The sequence below is a fragment of the Microcoleus sp. MON2_D5 genome (assembly GCF_036701905.1).
Lineage (GTDB): Bacteria > Cyanobacteriota > Cyanobacteriia > Cyanobacteriales > Microcoleaceae > Microcoleus.
This window is the reverse complement of record NZ_JAUBRM010000053.1, coordinates 1-15466: the sequence shown is the minus strand read 5'-3', so window position 1 is coordinate 15466 and position 15466 is coordinate 1. Positions and strand designations below refer to the sequence as shown.

The 15466-nt window shown below is 47.1% G+C and carries 18 protein-coding genes; 6 read left to right on the top strand and 12 right to left on the bottom strand.

Annotated elements, in window-relative coordinates:
• Window positions 1-12: 12 nt before the first annotated feature.
• The 6 genes from QUA47_RS19705 to QUA47_RS19680 all read right to left on the bottom strand — a co-directional run bounded on the left by QUA47_RS19705 (window position 13) and on the right by QUA47_RS19680 (window position 4201).
• Complete coding sequence (locus tag QUA47_RS19705) at window positions 13-927, bottom strand: GIY-YIG nuclease family protein (protein ID WP_333431985.1); 915 nt, start codon at window positions 925-927, stop codon at window positions 13-15.
• Window positions 878-1078, bottom strand: coding sequence for a hypothetical protein (locus tag QUA47_RS19700; RefSeq protein WP_333431984.1), 201 nt, complete (start codon window positions 1076-1078; stop codon window positions 878-880). Before QUA47_RS19700 ends, QUA47_RS19705 begins: the two co-directional genes overlap by 50 nt.
• Before the next feature lie 41 nt (window positions 1079-1119).
• Window positions 1120-1926 (bottom strand): site-specific integrase, encoded by an 807-nt coding sequence (locus QUA47_RS19695; protein WP_333431983.1) that lies wholly within the window; start codon window positions 1924-1926, stop codon window positions 1120-1122.
• Window positions 1927-2086: 160 nt separating this feature from the next.
• Window positions 2087-2401: a YciI family protein gene (locus tag QUA47_RS19690; RefSeq protein WP_333431982.1), complete on the bottom strand. Its 315-nt coding sequence runs from the start codon at window positions 2399-2401 to the stop codon at window positions 2087-2089.
• A 132-nt stretch (window positions 2402-2533) separates the two neighbouring features.
• On the bottom strand, window positions 2534-3292 hold the full coding sequence (locus QUA47_RS19685; protein ID WP_333431981.1) for a phytochelatin synthase family protein: 759 nt from the start codon (window positions 3290-3292) through the stop codon (window positions 2534-2536).
• Window positions 3293-3562: 270 nt separating this feature from the next.
• Window positions 3563-4201 carry a hypothetical protein gene (locus QUA47_RS19680; RefSeq protein ID WP_333431980.1) on the bottom strand — a complete coding sequence of 213 codons (639 nt, stop codon included), beginning with the start codon at window positions 4199-4201 and terminating at the stop codon, window positions 3563-3565.
• A gap of 198 nt (window positions 4202-4399) precedes the next feature.
• Here QUA47_RS19680 and QUA47_RS19675 point away from each other — a divergent pair, with 198 nt between their 5' ends.
• Complete coding sequence (locus QUA47_RS19675) at window positions 4400-4693, top strand: hypothetical protein (protein WP_333431979.1); 294 nt, start codon at window positions 4400-4402, stop codon at window positions 4691-4693.
• A gap of 11 nt (window positions 4694-4704) precedes the next feature.
• On the opposite strand, the gene QUA47_RS19670 is transcribed toward QUA47_RS19675, so the two are convergent.
• From QUA47_RS19670 to QUA47_RS19660, 3 genes are all read right to left on the bottom strand, one after another.
• On the bottom strand, window positions 4705-5247 hold the full coding sequence (locus QUA47_RS19670) for a hypothetical protein (protein ID WP_333431978.1): 543 nt from the start codon (window positions 5245-5247) through the stop codon (window positions 4705-4707).
• A 785-nt stretch (window positions 5248-6032) separates the two neighbouring features.
• Complete coding sequence (locus QUA47_RS19665) at window positions 6033-6749, bottom strand: hypothetical protein (protein WP_333431977.1); 717 nt, start codon at window positions 6747-6749, stop codon at window positions 6033-6035.
• Between the two features lies 1 nt (window position 6750).
• On the bottom strand, window positions 6751-7014 hold the full coding sequence (locus QUA47_RS19660; protein WP_333431976.1) for a hypothetical protein: 264 nt from the start codon (window positions 7012-7014) through the stop codon (window positions 6751-6753).
• Between the two features lie 1197 nt (window positions 7015-8211).
• On the opposite strand from QUA47_RS19660, the gene QUA47_RS19655 reads away from it, so the two are divergent.
• Window positions 8212-9300: a pentapeptide repeat-containing protein gene (locus QUA47_RS19655; protein WP_333431975.1), complete on the top strand. Its 1089-nt coding sequence runs from the start codon at window positions 8212-8214 to the stop codon at window positions 9298-9300.
• Between the two features lie 44 nt (window positions 9301-9344).
• On the opposite strand, the gene QUA47_RS19650 is transcribed toward QUA47_RS19655, so the two are convergent.
• Both QUA47_RS19650 and QUA47_RS19645 read right to left on the bottom strand, forming a co-directional pair.
• The gene (locus QUA47_RS19650) at window positions 9345-9665 is read right to left on the bottom strand and encodes a hypothetical protein (protein WP_333431974.1); all 321 of its coding nucleotides are present in this window, start codon (window positions 9663-9665) and stop codon (window positions 9345-9347) included.
• Window positions 9666-10464: 799 nt separating this feature from the next.
• Window positions 10465-10773 (bottom strand): hypothetical protein, encoded by a 309-nt coding sequence (locus tag QUA47_RS19645; RefSeq protein ID WP_333431973.1) that lies wholly within the window; start codon window positions 10771-10773, stop codon window positions 10465-10467.
• Between the two features lie 434 nt (window positions 10774-11207).
• On the opposite strand from QUA47_RS19645, the gene QUA47_RS19640 reads away from it, so the two are divergent.
• The 4 genes from QUA47_RS19640 to QUA47_RS19625 all read left to right on the top strand — a co-directional run bounded on the left by QUA47_RS19640 (window position 11208) and on the right by QUA47_RS19625 (window position 14188).
• The gene (locus QUA47_RS19640) at window positions 11208-11798 is read left to right on the top strand and encodes a ParA family protein (RefSeq protein WP_333431972.1); all 591 of its coding nucleotides are present in this window, start codon (window positions 11208-11210) and stop codon (window positions 11796-11798) included.
• Complete coding sequence (locus QUA47_RS19635; RefSeq protein ID WP_333431971.1) at window positions 11795-12046, top strand: CopG family transcriptional regulator; 252 nt, start codon at window positions 11795-11797, stop codon at window positions 12044-12046. Before QUA47_RS19640 ends, QUA47_RS19635 begins: the two co-directional genes overlap by 4 nt.
• 329 nt (window positions 12047-12375) lie before the next feature.
• Window positions 12376-13125, top strand: a complete 750-nt coding sequence (locus QUA47_RS19630) for a glucose 1-dehydrogenase (RefSeq protein ID WP_333431970.1) — start codon at window positions 12376-12378, stop codon at window positions 13123-13125.
• 163 nt (window positions 13126-13288) lie between these two features.
• Window positions 13289-14188, top strand: coding sequence for a DNA/RNA non-specific endonuclease (locus QUA47_RS19625; protein WP_333431969.1), 900 nt, complete (start codon window positions 13289-13291; stop codon window positions 14186-14188).
• Between the two features lie 389 nt (window positions 14189-14577).
• Here the strand turns inward: QUA47_RS19625 and QUA47_RS19620 are convergent, their stop codons facing one another.
• Window positions 14578-14973, bottom strand: a complete 396-nt coding sequence (locus QUA47_RS19620; protein ID WP_333431968.1) for a nuclease A inhibitor family protein — start codon at window positions 14971-14973, stop codon at window positions 14578-14580.
• Window positions 14974-15466: the final 493 nt, after the last annotated feature.

The window sequence follows — 15466 nt, the reverse complement described above, 5'->3', positions numbered from 1 at the left end:
GATCGCACTTCTTCACTTCCTACCCCAGTTGCAGATCGCATCCGACTCAACAGCCGACAAAACTTTTGCTTCCATCTCACACAAATCTTGCAGCACCGCCTTGACGTTTGGAAACACGAAATACTCCGTCAGTTTCCCAATCCGGTAGTTAAAAGGTTGATATCGGTGTTTGAAGTACAGCTCGACATTACCCCGATGTTCCCAAAGTCCCAGCAAATTGACAACCACATCCGAGTAATGCGCCCTCACATCCCTCTGCACCTCGGCGATGCGCTGCTCGATCGGTCGGGTAGTAATTCCAATTTTATAGAAGCAGCTCTCGTCGGCTTTGACCTCAAGGAAATAGAGGGAGTTTACCAGAATCCGACGAAGCTGTGCTCGATAAATCAGCAAATCAGCCCGCCGTTCGTCCAAGCAGGATAACCCCGCAGCAACGGCCATCTCTACAGAACCTTCCAACTTCACTAACTCTGACAGCAGCAAGGGTTCCTGGACTGAGTTGAACAACGCCAGGGGAAGAGCGCCGACGGGGATTTTACCCAAGTCGGTAAACTCATAAGAGCGAGATCCCTCCGACTCCAGCAATCCTTTGAGTTCCCACCGAAAGCTCACCAAGTCTTTGGGAATCGATCGCTTTTGGGCCCCGTATTCTTTCCACAGCACCTTCAACTGTTCCAATTCATCACCCTTGAGTTCGATGTTGAAATGCTCGTAGAGGGGAAGCGATGGAAATGCTTTGGTTTTAATCCGCTGCGACACGGGCTTGCAAGTGTCCCCGGTGTGCGCGAAGTGGTGCTCTTTCAGCGAACCCTTTTTCGCTGTCAATCCGCCACCACAGTAGAGACAAGTTAGCTGAGTTTTTCCGCGCACAACCTCATCAATGCTCGTCAGTTCGCCACTGAGAGCAACACCAAATTTTAGCCACATTGTGAACAATTCTCCTTTGAGCCGGTTTTTGGAGATGCACCCGCTCCACACGATCGAGAATTGTAACAAATCCAGGGGTGAGGGCTTCTGCCTTGGGAAAGAAAGCGATCGGCACTCGATGCTCTTGATGCGCGACTTTAATCCTTGGCATCCCAAATCTAAAATCTAAAATCTAAAATCTAAAATTGCTCATCACCAATCAGGAATTTCTTCAGGCTCCGAGTCTGATAGGCCTTGTGACAGTTGCTCTCTTGGTAACGGCACAGCCGGCAATTCATCCTGTACGCGGGGAAATACCTCTTTCCCCGCGTAGGAAAGCATGGAAAGACTGGCGATCGCTCCTTTGACTTGATCCGGCTTCACCTCTAAGTAGCGCTGTAACTGTTCGAGGTTACTGTGACCACTGATTTCTTGAATGATCCGCAGCGGAATTCCGGCGTTGCTCATCTGAGTCAGGGCGGTGCGACGGAAGCTGTGGGTGGATGCTCCCTCGATGCCGGCGCGATCGAACGCTTCTCTCAAAATCCGATCCGCTGAGTTGGGGTGCAAATGCTTCCAGTGGTGCGAAGGGTGGCGGCCGGGGAATAAATAAGTCTGACCGGCGTTGGGTTTCCAAGATGTCAAGAGACTTCGCAAATCTTCAATGACTGGAATTGTTCTGGTTTGGAGTTTTCCTTTGGTGTTGCGCTTGCGGAAGTTGATTGTAGGTCGGACTGTACCTCTGGCAGTGTAAATATCGATGACTTCCAGGGAACAAGCTTCGGCAATGCGGCAGGCGGTGTAGAGACAAACTCCGAACAGCGTGCGATCGCGATCGGTTTGCAAACCTTCGTTGAACAAAAGTTCGATTTCCTCTTGCGTGAATATCTTGGCCTGCCCGTGTCCCTCTATCTTCATGCTTGGTGTATACCCGACCCGACACCAGAAAGTTTGCCGCAAATACTGCACTGCTGCATCGGTCTGGGGGTATTTCTTAATGCGGCGGGTGAGCGGGGTCAAGGGTTTGGTTCGGGCGAGCGCTCCGGGGGTTTGATATGTTTGGTTAAGGATACAAGCGCTGGGGTTGATAGGAATAAATATGTCTTTGCACCGCTTTTTCGGGTCAATATTTAGTTAGGCGGTATGCAATAGTGATGGGAATAACATATATAGCCCCTGCCTATTTACTATCCCTAAAACGCTCGCACCCAATATGCACCTGCCACTCCACTACTCTGGTAGATTCTGCTAACATACCATCCAGGGCGCGGGGACTGCTGCTAACAATTTTTTGAGCCTCTTCCATACTTTCTGCCTGAATCACCCAAAGTCCCGTTCCATCATGGGGAAAAAGCGGGCCACAACACAGCAGTATTCCTTTCTCCTGTTGCTGGCGGAACCAAGCTAGCTGATTTGGGTCGTGTTCTGGGTGAGCGATTTTGTAGTCGTAATACTCTGGAATGGTTGCTACAACAACGGCAAAAAGTTTAGACATAATGCTTTTCCAAAACTGATAAAGTTCAAATCAAAAATAGCATAATACTCCAATTACTTTGGGTCGCACTCGCAGTCTTGTCATTTTTGAGTAAGGGTTGAAGCCCAACTATGCAATGCCTAATTCTCTATCTTACTGGCGCACAACTAGATAGCCCCGTGTCTTTTTTGAAATTGAATCAGTAGTATTCATCGCTTTCCAAAGATTCTCCGTAGAAGCCCATACAGGCGGATATTTATAACTGGCTACGTCTTCAATCAGAAAGCGATCGCTTTGTTCGTGATAGGCAGCGAGGGGGGAAATATGCCCGCTTTTACCCTGACCCAAAACAGAGCGTTGGTAGTTCACGATTATATAGTCGCCAGAACGGGCAAGGTTAGCTTTAGCTTGGGTACGAAATTGGTTAAGTGTTGTCTCCGACGCATAGTAGACCTCAACTTTGACGTTGTGACTTCTGAGCAAAGCCGCTAATTCATCAAGAGTCATTCCCGAAAAAGTGACGGCATAAGAAGAGCGGATGCTCTGGGTTCGACCGTCAAAAAAGGTGTCTTGGGTCAGGGGGCGATATCCCTGTTTTTTGCTGCCGAGTGCGTTCAGAACCATCACACTGCTAGCCACACCACAATAGGCGGGACGCTTTTGGGTTTCAATGTGGGTGCTAAGCGGTTGAAAATCCTGTTTGCTCTTGCTTTGGTTCAGTAGCTGTTGTCCTTCGGGTGATTCTAGAGAAACTAAAGTTTTGGGAAGCGGTAGTCGCTCAACAGAAGGTGGCGAGAAGGCTTTCCAGGTAAAAACGCTTAAACCTGTGCCGAAGATTACTAGAATACCCGCTCCAGCTTTTATTAGTCGCCTTCGCCATCGGTGATTGCCAGACGTTTGATTTAAGTCCATATCTTCATCTCTCCCAAGAACACTTATGTAAAAAAGTCTTAGTCAGAATTTTTCCTTGGGTAATTAAACATTACAATGTCTAAATCTTGCCATCTGGTTGTTAGCCCTGGCAACTATTGCCTTTGCTTCGGACATCACTATAGCAAATGTATTTACGGGTTCAATTGCTCGCAGTAATTAAGGAAAGAACTCATTTTTTTAAACCGCCTGAAAAACTCCATATTGCGATTGCCGATGTACGAGGTTTTGCGATCGCCTTCCCCATCCGTTTTAGGTTAAGTTGCTTCTTATCTGCGAAATAGCTTGATTCAATCCCTCACTGTGAATCCAGCCCACGTAGCCGCCATAAATCATTCTGCCATCGGGATCGCCTAAAAAAATGTGATCGACGCCGACGGGGTTCTTCCAAGCCCTAACCGCCGTCCCATCCCTGAGCCTTATTATTGGACGGGAACTTTTAAAATCCCTGTGGTGTGCTGGAGTCATGCCTGGAACAGCTTGTAAAATAGCGATCGCCGAGCCTGTGATATCAGGAATATTAGTAACGATCGTCGCTGCCGCACAACCGCACCCATCCGTCACCGTCATTTGAAGTCTTTCCTTAATGTCGCCGTCAAACAGCGACAATTTCTCAATCTCTTCTAAAAGTTTCCCGTGCGGTTCGGATAAGCGCCTTTGGCAATAAATCGCTGTTAGCAAGTCTTCCAGCCCCACTTTTGTTAGAGCATCTGCAATCAATCCTGTCAAACCTAGCACGGCAATGCCGCCTAACATTCCCGCAGGGCCTCCTAGAAATGCTAAAGCTGCTGTAATGGCGGCAGCTCCTGTCAAACCTGTTGCAGCCATCGTCACCACCAAGATGACACCGGGTAAACCCAAACCAGCTACTTTCTTGACGACTTCATCCATTTTACCAACCTTTGCTATTGCTTTGGGAACCTTACCAACCGCTTGCGGGTACGGAACACCTGCTAGCGCAACAAGTTATTTATTCTAGATTCTTGCATTTACTGCCTTGCTGCATCAATCTGTGGATTTTCTTAACGCGGTAGCTGAGTTCAGGGGACGTTTGAAGAAAAGGCAGTTGACAGTAAAGGCATTGAGATTTTGGCCCTCGCTACAACGTTGCAAGAAGCGATCGCCCTTTCGGACGCCGACATCCGAATAAAACTTGATGCAGGAGAAGCTTTATCGGCTGTTTGTGGTAGTGAGGGAAATGGGGCGCAGGCTTTCCCTTTGAACACACAGTACCGTGCTTTCCCCGGCGCGCTGGAGGATGTTTCACCGAAGATAGCCAGCGAACGCCAAAGTCAGTATCGAGCCTACCCGCTGCTGCTAAAGGTAACAAATACGGGAGTTCGGAACGGGTCTAAAAGTTTAGTTCAAATCCAAGGCTTCTGATTGTTAGTCAACTATTTACAAACAGCGTTAATTACACTCAGTTCTGCTCGATCGCTAACTTTTACAGCAACGGGGTATGCACCGCCCGTAAGAGTATCTGCGGTATAAGTTGTAATTAGCTTGTTGTTTCTATCATAACTGTCGATGTTGAATATACTGCGAACTTTGGTCTGACAATTTACAGAATTAAAAATTAATAGCTTATGAGTTCGATCTGGTGCAAAACAAGTAGTTTTACCGCTAGCGCGACCGCCACAACGCGATTCATTTATTGCAAAATCATAAGGGCAAGCACATCTTTCTCCGTGATAAGGACGGCGAAGCGGCATTTCTCTACCGTTCACCACTGGTCGAAGAGATACCCTAGCTGAGGTATAAAACTTTTGTGTCCCCCTGGATTCTATGGAGCCAAAGTCTAAGTAATTTGTGATTTGGTTGGCATCGGTGATAATCTTTACCCATTTTGGTTTTTGGCTAGCAATTGAATAAGTTTCACCACAAACTAGAAGCGCCAACACACACAACACTGTCGGGCGAATTTTGGGTTTCAGCATTTTATTGACACTTGCCATTTTTGAGTAAGTAAAAGCTAGTAACGCCGCCTAAATTTATCGCAATATAGAAGCCGATGTCACTCAACCTCACTTCCGTGCTAGCGGTAGCCCAATATCCTGCTTTTATACTCAGTAGTGTCTCGCGCTGCTACATTAACTTGTAGCTCAGATCATCGGGGCGGGCGCGACGACACTCAAGGTAGGCGATCGTACTGGGATTCGGGCGATCGTACTAATTGAGAATGGTGCAAGATGTCAGTTTAAACCAAAGATAGCCAACGTTCGTCTTGCCGGTACCGAGAATAACCGCCGTTACTAAAAGTAACAAACACGGGATTTTTAGTGGTGCAGTCTAAAAGGTGTACGTCCAAGTTGACCCCGACCACATAACCTCGTCTACTTCATAAATCTGTTGCGACCTTTGGGAGTTGTAAACGCCAACTCTTTGACCTTTCTGGAATTTAGCAATTTGTTTCATCGAACTAACTTATTGTCACTTGAACCCGCGAACGCTGCATCTAATTGCAATTACCAAGGAACGCCAAAAAACTCTCTGTTCACAATGCCTGATAACTCGTGCGATAGCGCAACCGCCGACCACCGACCTCTGGCATCGCTTTCGATTTATTGTGAATCGTTCAAAAACAAAGAAATGCAACAGTCTCGAAAAATTGCGCCTTTCAGACCCGTTGCATATTTCTAGATCGATAATACTCTCGATCGCTGCTGAAAGTCAATACCTCAGCAGCACAAAGGAAAATCATATAATTCTTCCAACAGCGTTTTTAAGCAAGTTTGGTTAGTCCAGCTATCACAATCTTTGCCAGATCGTCGGTCAGCCTGAGAAATCCATCCTTCAGTCCCCATTCGCGGATCTTAGTTGGCAGTAAGAATCCGTGAGCCGAGGCGTTTCTCAGAGCTTTCGCCAGTTTGTATGCCTCGAACCAGGAATCTACAGATTGGGATTGAACCAGCCACCGATCGATCGCTTTCTTATCTCCTGAAGTTAATCCCAAGAATGTGGCTAACGCCCCATCTTCCTTGTTCAGCCAATTTGTCAGCTTCGGTTTACCTTTAGGCGGCTCTATTGGTTGGTATTCAGGCAGGACGCATTTTTCAAGAAATTTTTCATACATCCCCTTCTCAACTTGCCTCTCCCACTTGTCCATCATTAACGCTTTGGACGCAATCTCGAAACCGCTGTAGGCGATTACCAATTTCCACTGATGTCCCCGCAGCTTATCATTGACGCTGCGGGTTTCGCTTTGACCGATGGCAGGATGTTGCCATTCTATCGCTGCTTGAACTAGAGCCTGCCCTCGGGATAAAGCTTTAATAAATCGGTCGATATGTTCTGGACTGTTATCGTGTTTGGAATTAAAATAGAAAAGTTTTTGCTGAATGCAATCGCGTTTAGCTGCATCGGTCAACCAAGACTTATCTGGCTCCAAGACATTCCAAACATCCTTCCATACCCGGCTCAAATCTTCCGAAACGTTCATATCACATAAGTCGGAGGCGTTCTTTAGGTTTACCTGCAACCGCTTCAACGCTACCACTTTTTGTAATTAATATATCATAGTCGTGGGTTAAAAAAGTTTCAATTGAAATCGAACACAGATTGTTGGGAAGTTCTGGGTCGTATGAAACGTGTACGGTTTCGATGGGAATTTCTCTACCGCTACTAACTTGCGGACAGAGGTTCGCTTCAAAAATCGCATCCAATGCCAGACCTATCAATTCAAAAATGGGTTTGTCTTTCGCCATATTTCCCCCTAAAAATTATATCTCGCAACTAGATTTTTCTAGTTAGTTCGTGTTGCGGTTGAATCGGTTAATCGCTCGTGCAGCCAACTCCGAAAGTTCCTCAAGCCAATAAAGCCGTCGGTCGTATGAAATTGCCGCAGCCAGAAGCTGATGTCGGTCAACATCACCCGGTTAGTTAGCGTTAGCCTAATATTTTCTCTGTTTATATTCAGCATTACCTTACCATCTACTGCTGCATTACTGCATCAATCTTGGGTATTTCGCGAGCGCGGTGGGGCGGAGGCGGCAAGAGAACGCGCTTTTTCACGGGGCACCCCGAACCTCTCCGCGCTCGGGGCAATCGCCTGCCAACAAGAAAAGATTTGCTCGGGATGTAACGGTTAACCGAACTTGATTTTTTGTTCGCAGGCGCTAAAGTTAAGTTTTACGGTCGTGTTCGCACTCTCGAACAAATTTGAGGAACCGATATGTCAGACTCAAAAGCCCAAGAGCTTAAACTTCAACTCGAACAGGTCATTAAAAACAGTGATAGCGACAAAGTTTACAATGTAGGCAAAGCTATTAGACCTCTTGCAAAATAATTTTGTGCTATGGATGGAAAGTTTAGGCAATTTTATAATCTAGCAGGCTGGGCAAGTTTAAGGAGATGCCAATCAACCCAATAATTCAAAGTTTTACCTAAACTTGAGCAAACTCTTAAGGATAACACATATTTTTTTTGCAAGAGGTCTATTATCAATTTATTACCCGAAGGCTCGCTGGGATCTTATATTTATGAAATTTATGTCAAGTCCCCCACCAATCAGCCGTTGGACAATTTTTTACTAAATCTTGTTGAGGCTATCAAAAAAATAGAAGATAAAGTAGAGAGCTTTTCCGCAGACCACCCAATTTTTCACACAACTTTAATATCTGCCCTTGCCACCGCAATGCGCCACCACCAAGAACAAGAATTAGAAGCGCTGAGCAACACAGTTTTAAATGCGGGCTACCCAATGCACCACAGGCAGATATTCATAGAATGTTTCTAAATAAGCTAGTTAAATGAATTTACAAGCTGGCATTTGATATTGCTCAGGTATTTGTACGAAGGTACTTATAATGCAAGCCAACGGCAAATTTGAAAGCCAATAGACAGAATTTTCTCAATTTTGGCTTAGAATAAGCTGGCAAAATTCTTAGTGCGGGTGATTCAGGATGTGGCACAAAAAAAGTGTTTGGTGGATATTGGGAGGATTGGGAGGAAGTGCTTGCGCTATCTTTGCCCTAGCCGAATTTTCCCACTGGCACCGTCTGCGTAGGTATGAGAAGATTCTTGAATTGAGGGCTGTGGAATGGAGCGGTAAAAACTTAGCCGGTGCCGATTTTTCTCGCCAAGTTTTCCGAGAGGCAAATTTATCAGAGGCGAACCTGCGACGGGCAAACCTCCAAGGGACAGACTTCTCTGGTGCCGCTACCCGCCTGATTGACACCGACTTGCGCGAAGCAAATTTAAGCAATGCTTTGCTCTCCTATACTCAGGCTACCAGAGCCAATTTCTCTAATGCAATCCTCCAAGAGGCAAACTTCAGCAACGCTAGCCTGAATGGTGCGCGTTTTAGAGGTGCCGATTTGCAGGGAGCGATTATGATTGGGGCAAAACTGGTAGGCGCTGACTTCAGCGAACTCAAGCACGATCCGGCTTATCTCGATCGAGCGAATTTGACCGATACGGGTATTACGAGTTTTCGCGATACACGGCTTTGCAACGCCACGATGACAACTGGTGCAATTTCTAAGCAGGGTTGCTTTTGGCCTTCCTACGATTTGAAGAAAGCAGCACAAGCTCAGGATTGGCGCTGGATGGATTCGGCAATCAGCGATCTATTTAAAGAGGCGGTGATTTCAACGGATGCCTTGACACTTAAGCAGACTGTAGACGAGATTACACCCGAACAAATCCGCTCAATGCCCTGTAAACATCTCAAAACTCTAGATCGGCTTTGGCAACAAGCCAGTAACGATCGTTTTGGGTTCGGTATCCAGCGACAAATTTGGGAAAGTTCTCAAGTAAATCGAGATTACACCAAGTTCGGAGAAGCTGTGGGATGGAAGAAAAACGGAACCTGGCTCAAATTTAAGGATTTAACCACTAAACAGTCCGCTTCCAATAGCAGTGTCCTTCCAATCGGTCATTTTCCCTGGCATTCTTGGCAAGTTCTGGAACCTACTAAGACCGAGCCTACTCGCTTTCGCCGTGTGGGATTTGGGGAATGGATGGCACAGCTTAAAGCCTGTAAAATTTGATGCCAAGAAAGGCAACCGGGAACTCTTAACGGAGCACCGGAAAGTTAAATCAATAAATCTGCCAAACTATCTCCTGCTTTTTCTGGCTTGAGGTACAGTGTAAAAATCCGTTCGACATCTTCCCATTTTGCATTGTGTTTTTCACACCAAGCTTGGATGCAAGAATGGCTTAATTTCTCAGCTTCAGCGTAATCAACATTAGCAATTTCTGTTCCCTCATGACAGGCAATTGCCTCTAAAACATTAACGCGGATGTCCTGACGGGCTGCTTTCAAACAATACCTAATATATTCCAGATCTTTGCGGTTGCTAAACCAACTCTGTCTCTCAAAGAGCGGGTTGTTAGATTGATTAGGAATATTCATTGGCCAAACTAAAGCAATTATGAAGCTTTTTGCTACAAAATCCGTTTCTAAAGAAGTTTTTAAAGAAACTATAATTCTTCTTTCTTGGCACTTATCTAAGTTTAATGGCTACTCAAGTTGCTCTGCTGGTTTATGGCGATCGCACCACGTCTCCCCAGCGCGAACAGATCCGCCACAAGCAGGGCAATGGTTTGGGAATTCGGCGGTGTCTGTAAGCTCTCCAGTTCCATCGCAAACGGGGCATTCCACATCATATTGTTGGTGGACACCCGGAACAGCTCGGACGTGAACGATTTTGAGTCCCTTGCACCCTGGACATTCCATGTCAATCTCCTTGACCGTGATAGCTTTGGTAAATTGAATCGAAGCAAAAATATTACACCGACACGGGCGATGTACTGCTGTTCTTGCTAAAAAGGAGCGCTTGCCCAAATTCAACAGCAATAAACTTTGCTCGCTTTCATTCCATTATGAGCGATCGAGAGAGAGGAGGATTCCGATCCTTCTTATAGAAGCCAGCAAGAACGATATTGCTGGTTAACTTCACAATTGACCTTTGCCTCGGAAAAGTTGATGAGTAAAACCATTGAAGCCCCTGAACATGATTCAAGGGATCTCGTCACTCTCTTTTATTGATACACGCACAGCTTGTAGGTTGGCTGCAAGAAAATATAGCCGTCCAAGCTGCATATAAAGCTAATGGCAGCTTTGTTTCGTCTTAAAAGTTGTAAGTCCCGCTAACATGAAAAAGCGATCGCCACCTTCCGAGTCCAGCGATCGCCCAATATGAAGAGAATCCCTAACCCTCAACATCCTTAAGCCCATCTTCTAGTAACATCCTCACAATATCCACTTTCTTGCGCCCCGTCCTAGCTGCCAGCATCGAAGCTTGCAGTGCTCTCCCGGCGGACATATCCACCGTAAACCTGACCGTTAGTTCTTTGTCAGGCGCTTGAAGCCGGTGAGTCAAACTGCTCTCCTTGGATGGAGCGAGAACTGGTTCTGATGCAGATGCTTCCGGCTGCAGTGGTGTTAGCGTTAGCGCTGGCAATGCAGCTTCGGGTGTTAGTGATGCTGTGGATGTTGGTGCTGGCGATGCAGCTTCCATTAAAAAACTTTGGCTCGTTTTAGCGCCCAGGAGCGTACAACAGAAAGGTTGATGGCGATTTCCTACGGGATAGCTTCGCTATGCGCGCTCATCGCCAGGTACCAGTCGCATAAATCTTAAATTACTCCCCCAGACATCTAGACGTTTAGATGATTAAATAAACCGCAGGTGATGCGACCCGCGACATTATCACCCCTTCGAGAGAGCGAATGGGCAGCAGACTCTCGCAGTGCAGGAACTGCTTGATTTTTGGGAAGCTCCACCTCCTCCCATCACCCGCAACCGAGCGCTACGTTGTTATCGTTAATTAGCCGAGCCAACCCACCTTATAACTGGCAAGATACGGCATCATTTTAAACATTTAACCATTCAATCATCTAAACATTTAGATGATTAAGAGGTAAAGTTGAGTTAATCAACGTATCAATAAACCTATGATCGTGACAATCGCCTCATTTAAGGGCGGAGTCGGCAAGACAACTACAGCACTACACTTGGCAGCTTACCTGCAAACCAAAGCGCCTACGCTTTTGGTAGACGGCGACCTCAACCGCAGTGCTTTGGATTGGGCTGCCCGGGGTTCTCTCCCGTTCAAAGTGGTGGATGAAAAGCAAGGAGTTCGCTTTGCCAGAGATTACGAGCACATCGTGATAGACACGCCGGCCAGACCCGACCCCGACGAACTCAAAACTGTAGCAGAAGGGTGCGACTTGCTGATTTTGCCGAGTTCTCCCGATGCGATGGCTCTCACCGCGATGGTGCAAATGGTGGAAGCTTTGCATTCCCTAAAATCGAATTACCGCATTTTGCTCACGCTCATCCCACCTGCTCCTAGCAAAGTCGGGATTGAGTCTCGCAGAACGATCGAGAAAGCTCAGTTGCCGATATTTAAAGCTGAAGTCAGGCGGCTGGCAGTATTTCAAAAAGCAGCGCTCGCCGGGGTTCCCGTAAGTGCTGTCAAGGATGCCTACGCCAAAGCTGCTTGGGGTTGTTATGCCGCTGTCGGCAAGGAGATATTGCCATGAGCCGCTTTGATGATTTACTGAAAGCCAAGAAACTCAGACCGGGCGAACCTGACCTCGAACCTGCACCAGCTCCAGCGTTACCCAAAAGCAAAGACCCCAACTTTGTCAGGGCTACTGTTTACCTGCCCAAACAAATGCACCGCGACCTCAAATCTGCTGCCGCACAGTCGGGTGAAGAAATCAGCGAGCTGGTTGAAAAGTCCGTCGCTCAATACCTCCAGCAGCTTAGTGCCAATAAAAACGCTTGAACATTTGGATGTTTTAACATTTGAATGTTTGAACGTTTATTAAATCTACTGGAGTTATTTCTCCCGTCTATCGCTGTCTGGAAACAAGCGTACTGGTGGTAAAAAACTCAGGACTTACGCAACTCTCACACGCGATGCTTAGCAAAACTAGAGCGAGAAGGTTTGGAGGACAGAGCCTTGAGCGGCAGGGAAATTTGTACGTTCAGGTGAATCGCGGGTCTATAATCAAACAGCTCAAACCGTCATTTAGAATCAACCCCATCATCAACCCCCTCTCAATACACTCAATACATAAGTTTTACCCTCAATAACCGCAGGACTCATCCAAAATGCAAAAACTAGAAGGAAAAGTTGCTCTCGTTACGGGTGGCACCAGCGGCATTGGTCTTGCCACTGCCAAGCGCTTTGTCACCGAAGGAGCGTATGTCTTTATCACAGGTCGTCGTCAAACTGAACTCGATGCCGCCGTGAAAGAGATTGGTGAAAAAGTCACTGGTGTTCAGAGCGATGTCTCTAATCTGGCAGATCTCGATCGCCTGTTCGCCACGATTAAACAAGAGCAAGGTCGCCTCGATGTGGTCTTCGCCAATGCTGGCGGTGGAGAAATCGCCCCGCTCGGATCGATCACCGAAGAACACTTTGACAAAACGTTTAACACCAACGTTAAAGGTCTGCTGTTCACCGTGCAAAAGGCGCTGCCACTCTTACGCGAAGGCGCTTCTATCATCCTCAACGCCTCGACTGCTTCTACCGTAGGTACCCCAGCCTTCAGTGTTTACAGCGCAACCAAAGCCGCCGTGCGATCGTTTGCCCGCAATTGGACGCTTGACCTCAAAGAGCGCCAGGTTCGAGTTAACGCCATTAGTCCAGGCGTAGTTCCTACTCCTGGTTACAATCTCCTGGGACTGAGCGACGAGCAAGTGCAGGAATTCGTGGACAGCCAAGCCGTCAACATTCCATTAGGGCGAGTCGGCACGCCCGATGAGATTGCTAAGGCGGTTGTTTTTCTCGCTTCAGACGACAGCAGCTTTGTCAACGGCATCGAGCTGTTTGTCGATGGCGGTATGGCACAGATTTGAAGCGCTCTAAAAGTGACCGCTAATCTTCCAGGCGCGCTACTTCTTTGAAAGGGCAAACGTACTAGAGATTTGCAAAGTTGTTTGGCTGTGGCTGCATTCTTGCGGTTAAGTGTCAGGCTGCTGATAAGCTTGGGATTGACGAAGAGAATAGGGGCAGCAGATAGTGCAAAAATTGTGGCAGCGGGGGACGATCGCTCTCATTTTAGTAGGGATTCTTAGCGGCTGCAACTTGACTGAGCCATCGCCACCGTCTCGGCTTCCTCAAATTGGTCCCGAGAAACCGAGGGCTCAGCAACCCAAGCCAGGCACCAGAGAACCAATCAGCTCAGCCACCAACAACCGCAACTTGCTCTTGGGCAATCCCAGCAATGCAGCTCCCAGTGTTGCCAGCACCGATAACTACCTGCTGGTAAAGCCGCAGTTTGTGCTTTCTTACAACAGCAAAACTAAGACTGCCAATTGGGTTTCGTGGCAACTGAACCGCTCTTGGATTGGAACAGCCGACCGCCAAGACAACTTCCGCCCCGATGATTCCCTCCCGGATGCTTGGTACAAAGTCCGCCCCAACGATTACACCGGAAGCGGTTACGACCGAGGACACATTGCACCTAGTGCCGATCGCACCCGCAACGAAGCCGATAACAGCAGCACTTTCCTGATGACAAATATGATGCCCCAAGTGCCAGAAGTTAACAGAGGTGTTTGGGGTGACTTAGAGGAGTATTGCCGGGAATTGGTGCAGCAGGGCAAGGAACTTTACATCGTAGCGGGGCCCGCGGGAAGGAAAGGCAGCATTGGCAGGAAGGAAAAGATTGCAGTGCCGGCTAAGAATTGGAAAGTCATCGTGGTTCTCGACCGACAGGGGCTAGGGATGCAGGGAATTACAGCAAACACCAGGACGATCGCCGTGATGATGCCCAACGATGCCAGCGTCAAGGGCAAAGGATGGAAAAGTTTTCGAGTTTCGGTGGCAAGAGTTGAGCGAGAGACGGGGCTGAATTTCTTATCTAATGTGTCGCCACAGGTTCAACAAGTAATTGAAAGTAAAGTTGATAGTCAGTAAAAAAGGGATAAAACTTACTTTTTTGCGTGAGACTTTTAACCAACTGCATTAACATTCGCCATTAGGAATCCGTAACAAAAGATGAATAGAATAAACTTGATTAGCCAGTAAATTCTGATATTATATTCTCGATCCAGCCAAGACCAGAGGGGAGGGAAAACAATTAGCAGCATACCAAAAGAAGCTATAATAGCTATGTGGTATCGTTTACCCTCTGTGTAAGAGAGGAATAATAAAATTCCTATCATAACCAAACAGTAAAGAGAAGCAAGCCAACTAATTACTCTACCGGGCGTGTTCATATTACAACCTCTCTTCCTGACTCTAGTTATGGTTACTATGTAACTAAATGATTAACAAACAATCATAGTTCACCTTGTCTGCTGCAATCAAGTCTCCACCAGTTTCGTAGACAGCCCCGCCCATCCGCCACCGTCCGTCACGCCGACGATGTACGCATCAATCTCAACGCTTCCCACTCGGTAAACCTGCAACTGGAATAGGTTTTGCTTCAACACGCTGACTAAATTCTGAAAACGGTTTACTGTTTCCCGTTCCTCTTCATCGTGCCAGTCTTCTTCTTGGGTGGGGGTATCAAAGAACTCGTCCACACTCACTATTTCTACGGGAGCATCGGGTGGATGTTCGGTGAGTTGCAGAAGTTTCGCTGGAGTGAGTTCTCCCTGTGTCTGCCAGCTAAGGACCTCAAAGGGAGCGTCGGTTTCGCTGAGGAAGAGCAAACCCTCGGAAGCTTGTTCAAGTTGGGTGGCGATCGAGTCGGTCATAATGGCGGTGGTTCCTCAGCTTTACTGTGATTGTACCGTTGGTGTTGGCTGGAACTGAGGGCTTTTTGGGTAACTGCTCAAAAACGGCTGATAAGGATTCAAAGCTCATGTGACTCTGCCCAGACTAAAAGCCTGTCTCTGGGCAGCTAAAAACGGCGTTGCTTAATCAGGGTATGAAAAAAACAACTTTAAAATCGCGAAGTTTGGTAAATACTGGTTTCTATGACTTGCATATTTAGCTTTTCATACCCTAAATCAGCAACGACCAAAATACTGTCTGATGGCGATCGCACCTGCAGAATGTGGGTTAATACAGCGGTTCTCTCTCTCCGATGAGTTGGTCAACAACATCGCAGTCATGGCACCTTTAATCGATCGAGCACTTCAATAAGCCAAAATATTTCCATACTTCAACGCGAGGTTGACAGATGAAGATTTTTGTTGCCGGGGGAACAGGAGCGATCGGTCGCCCAACGCTCGACCAATTACTTGC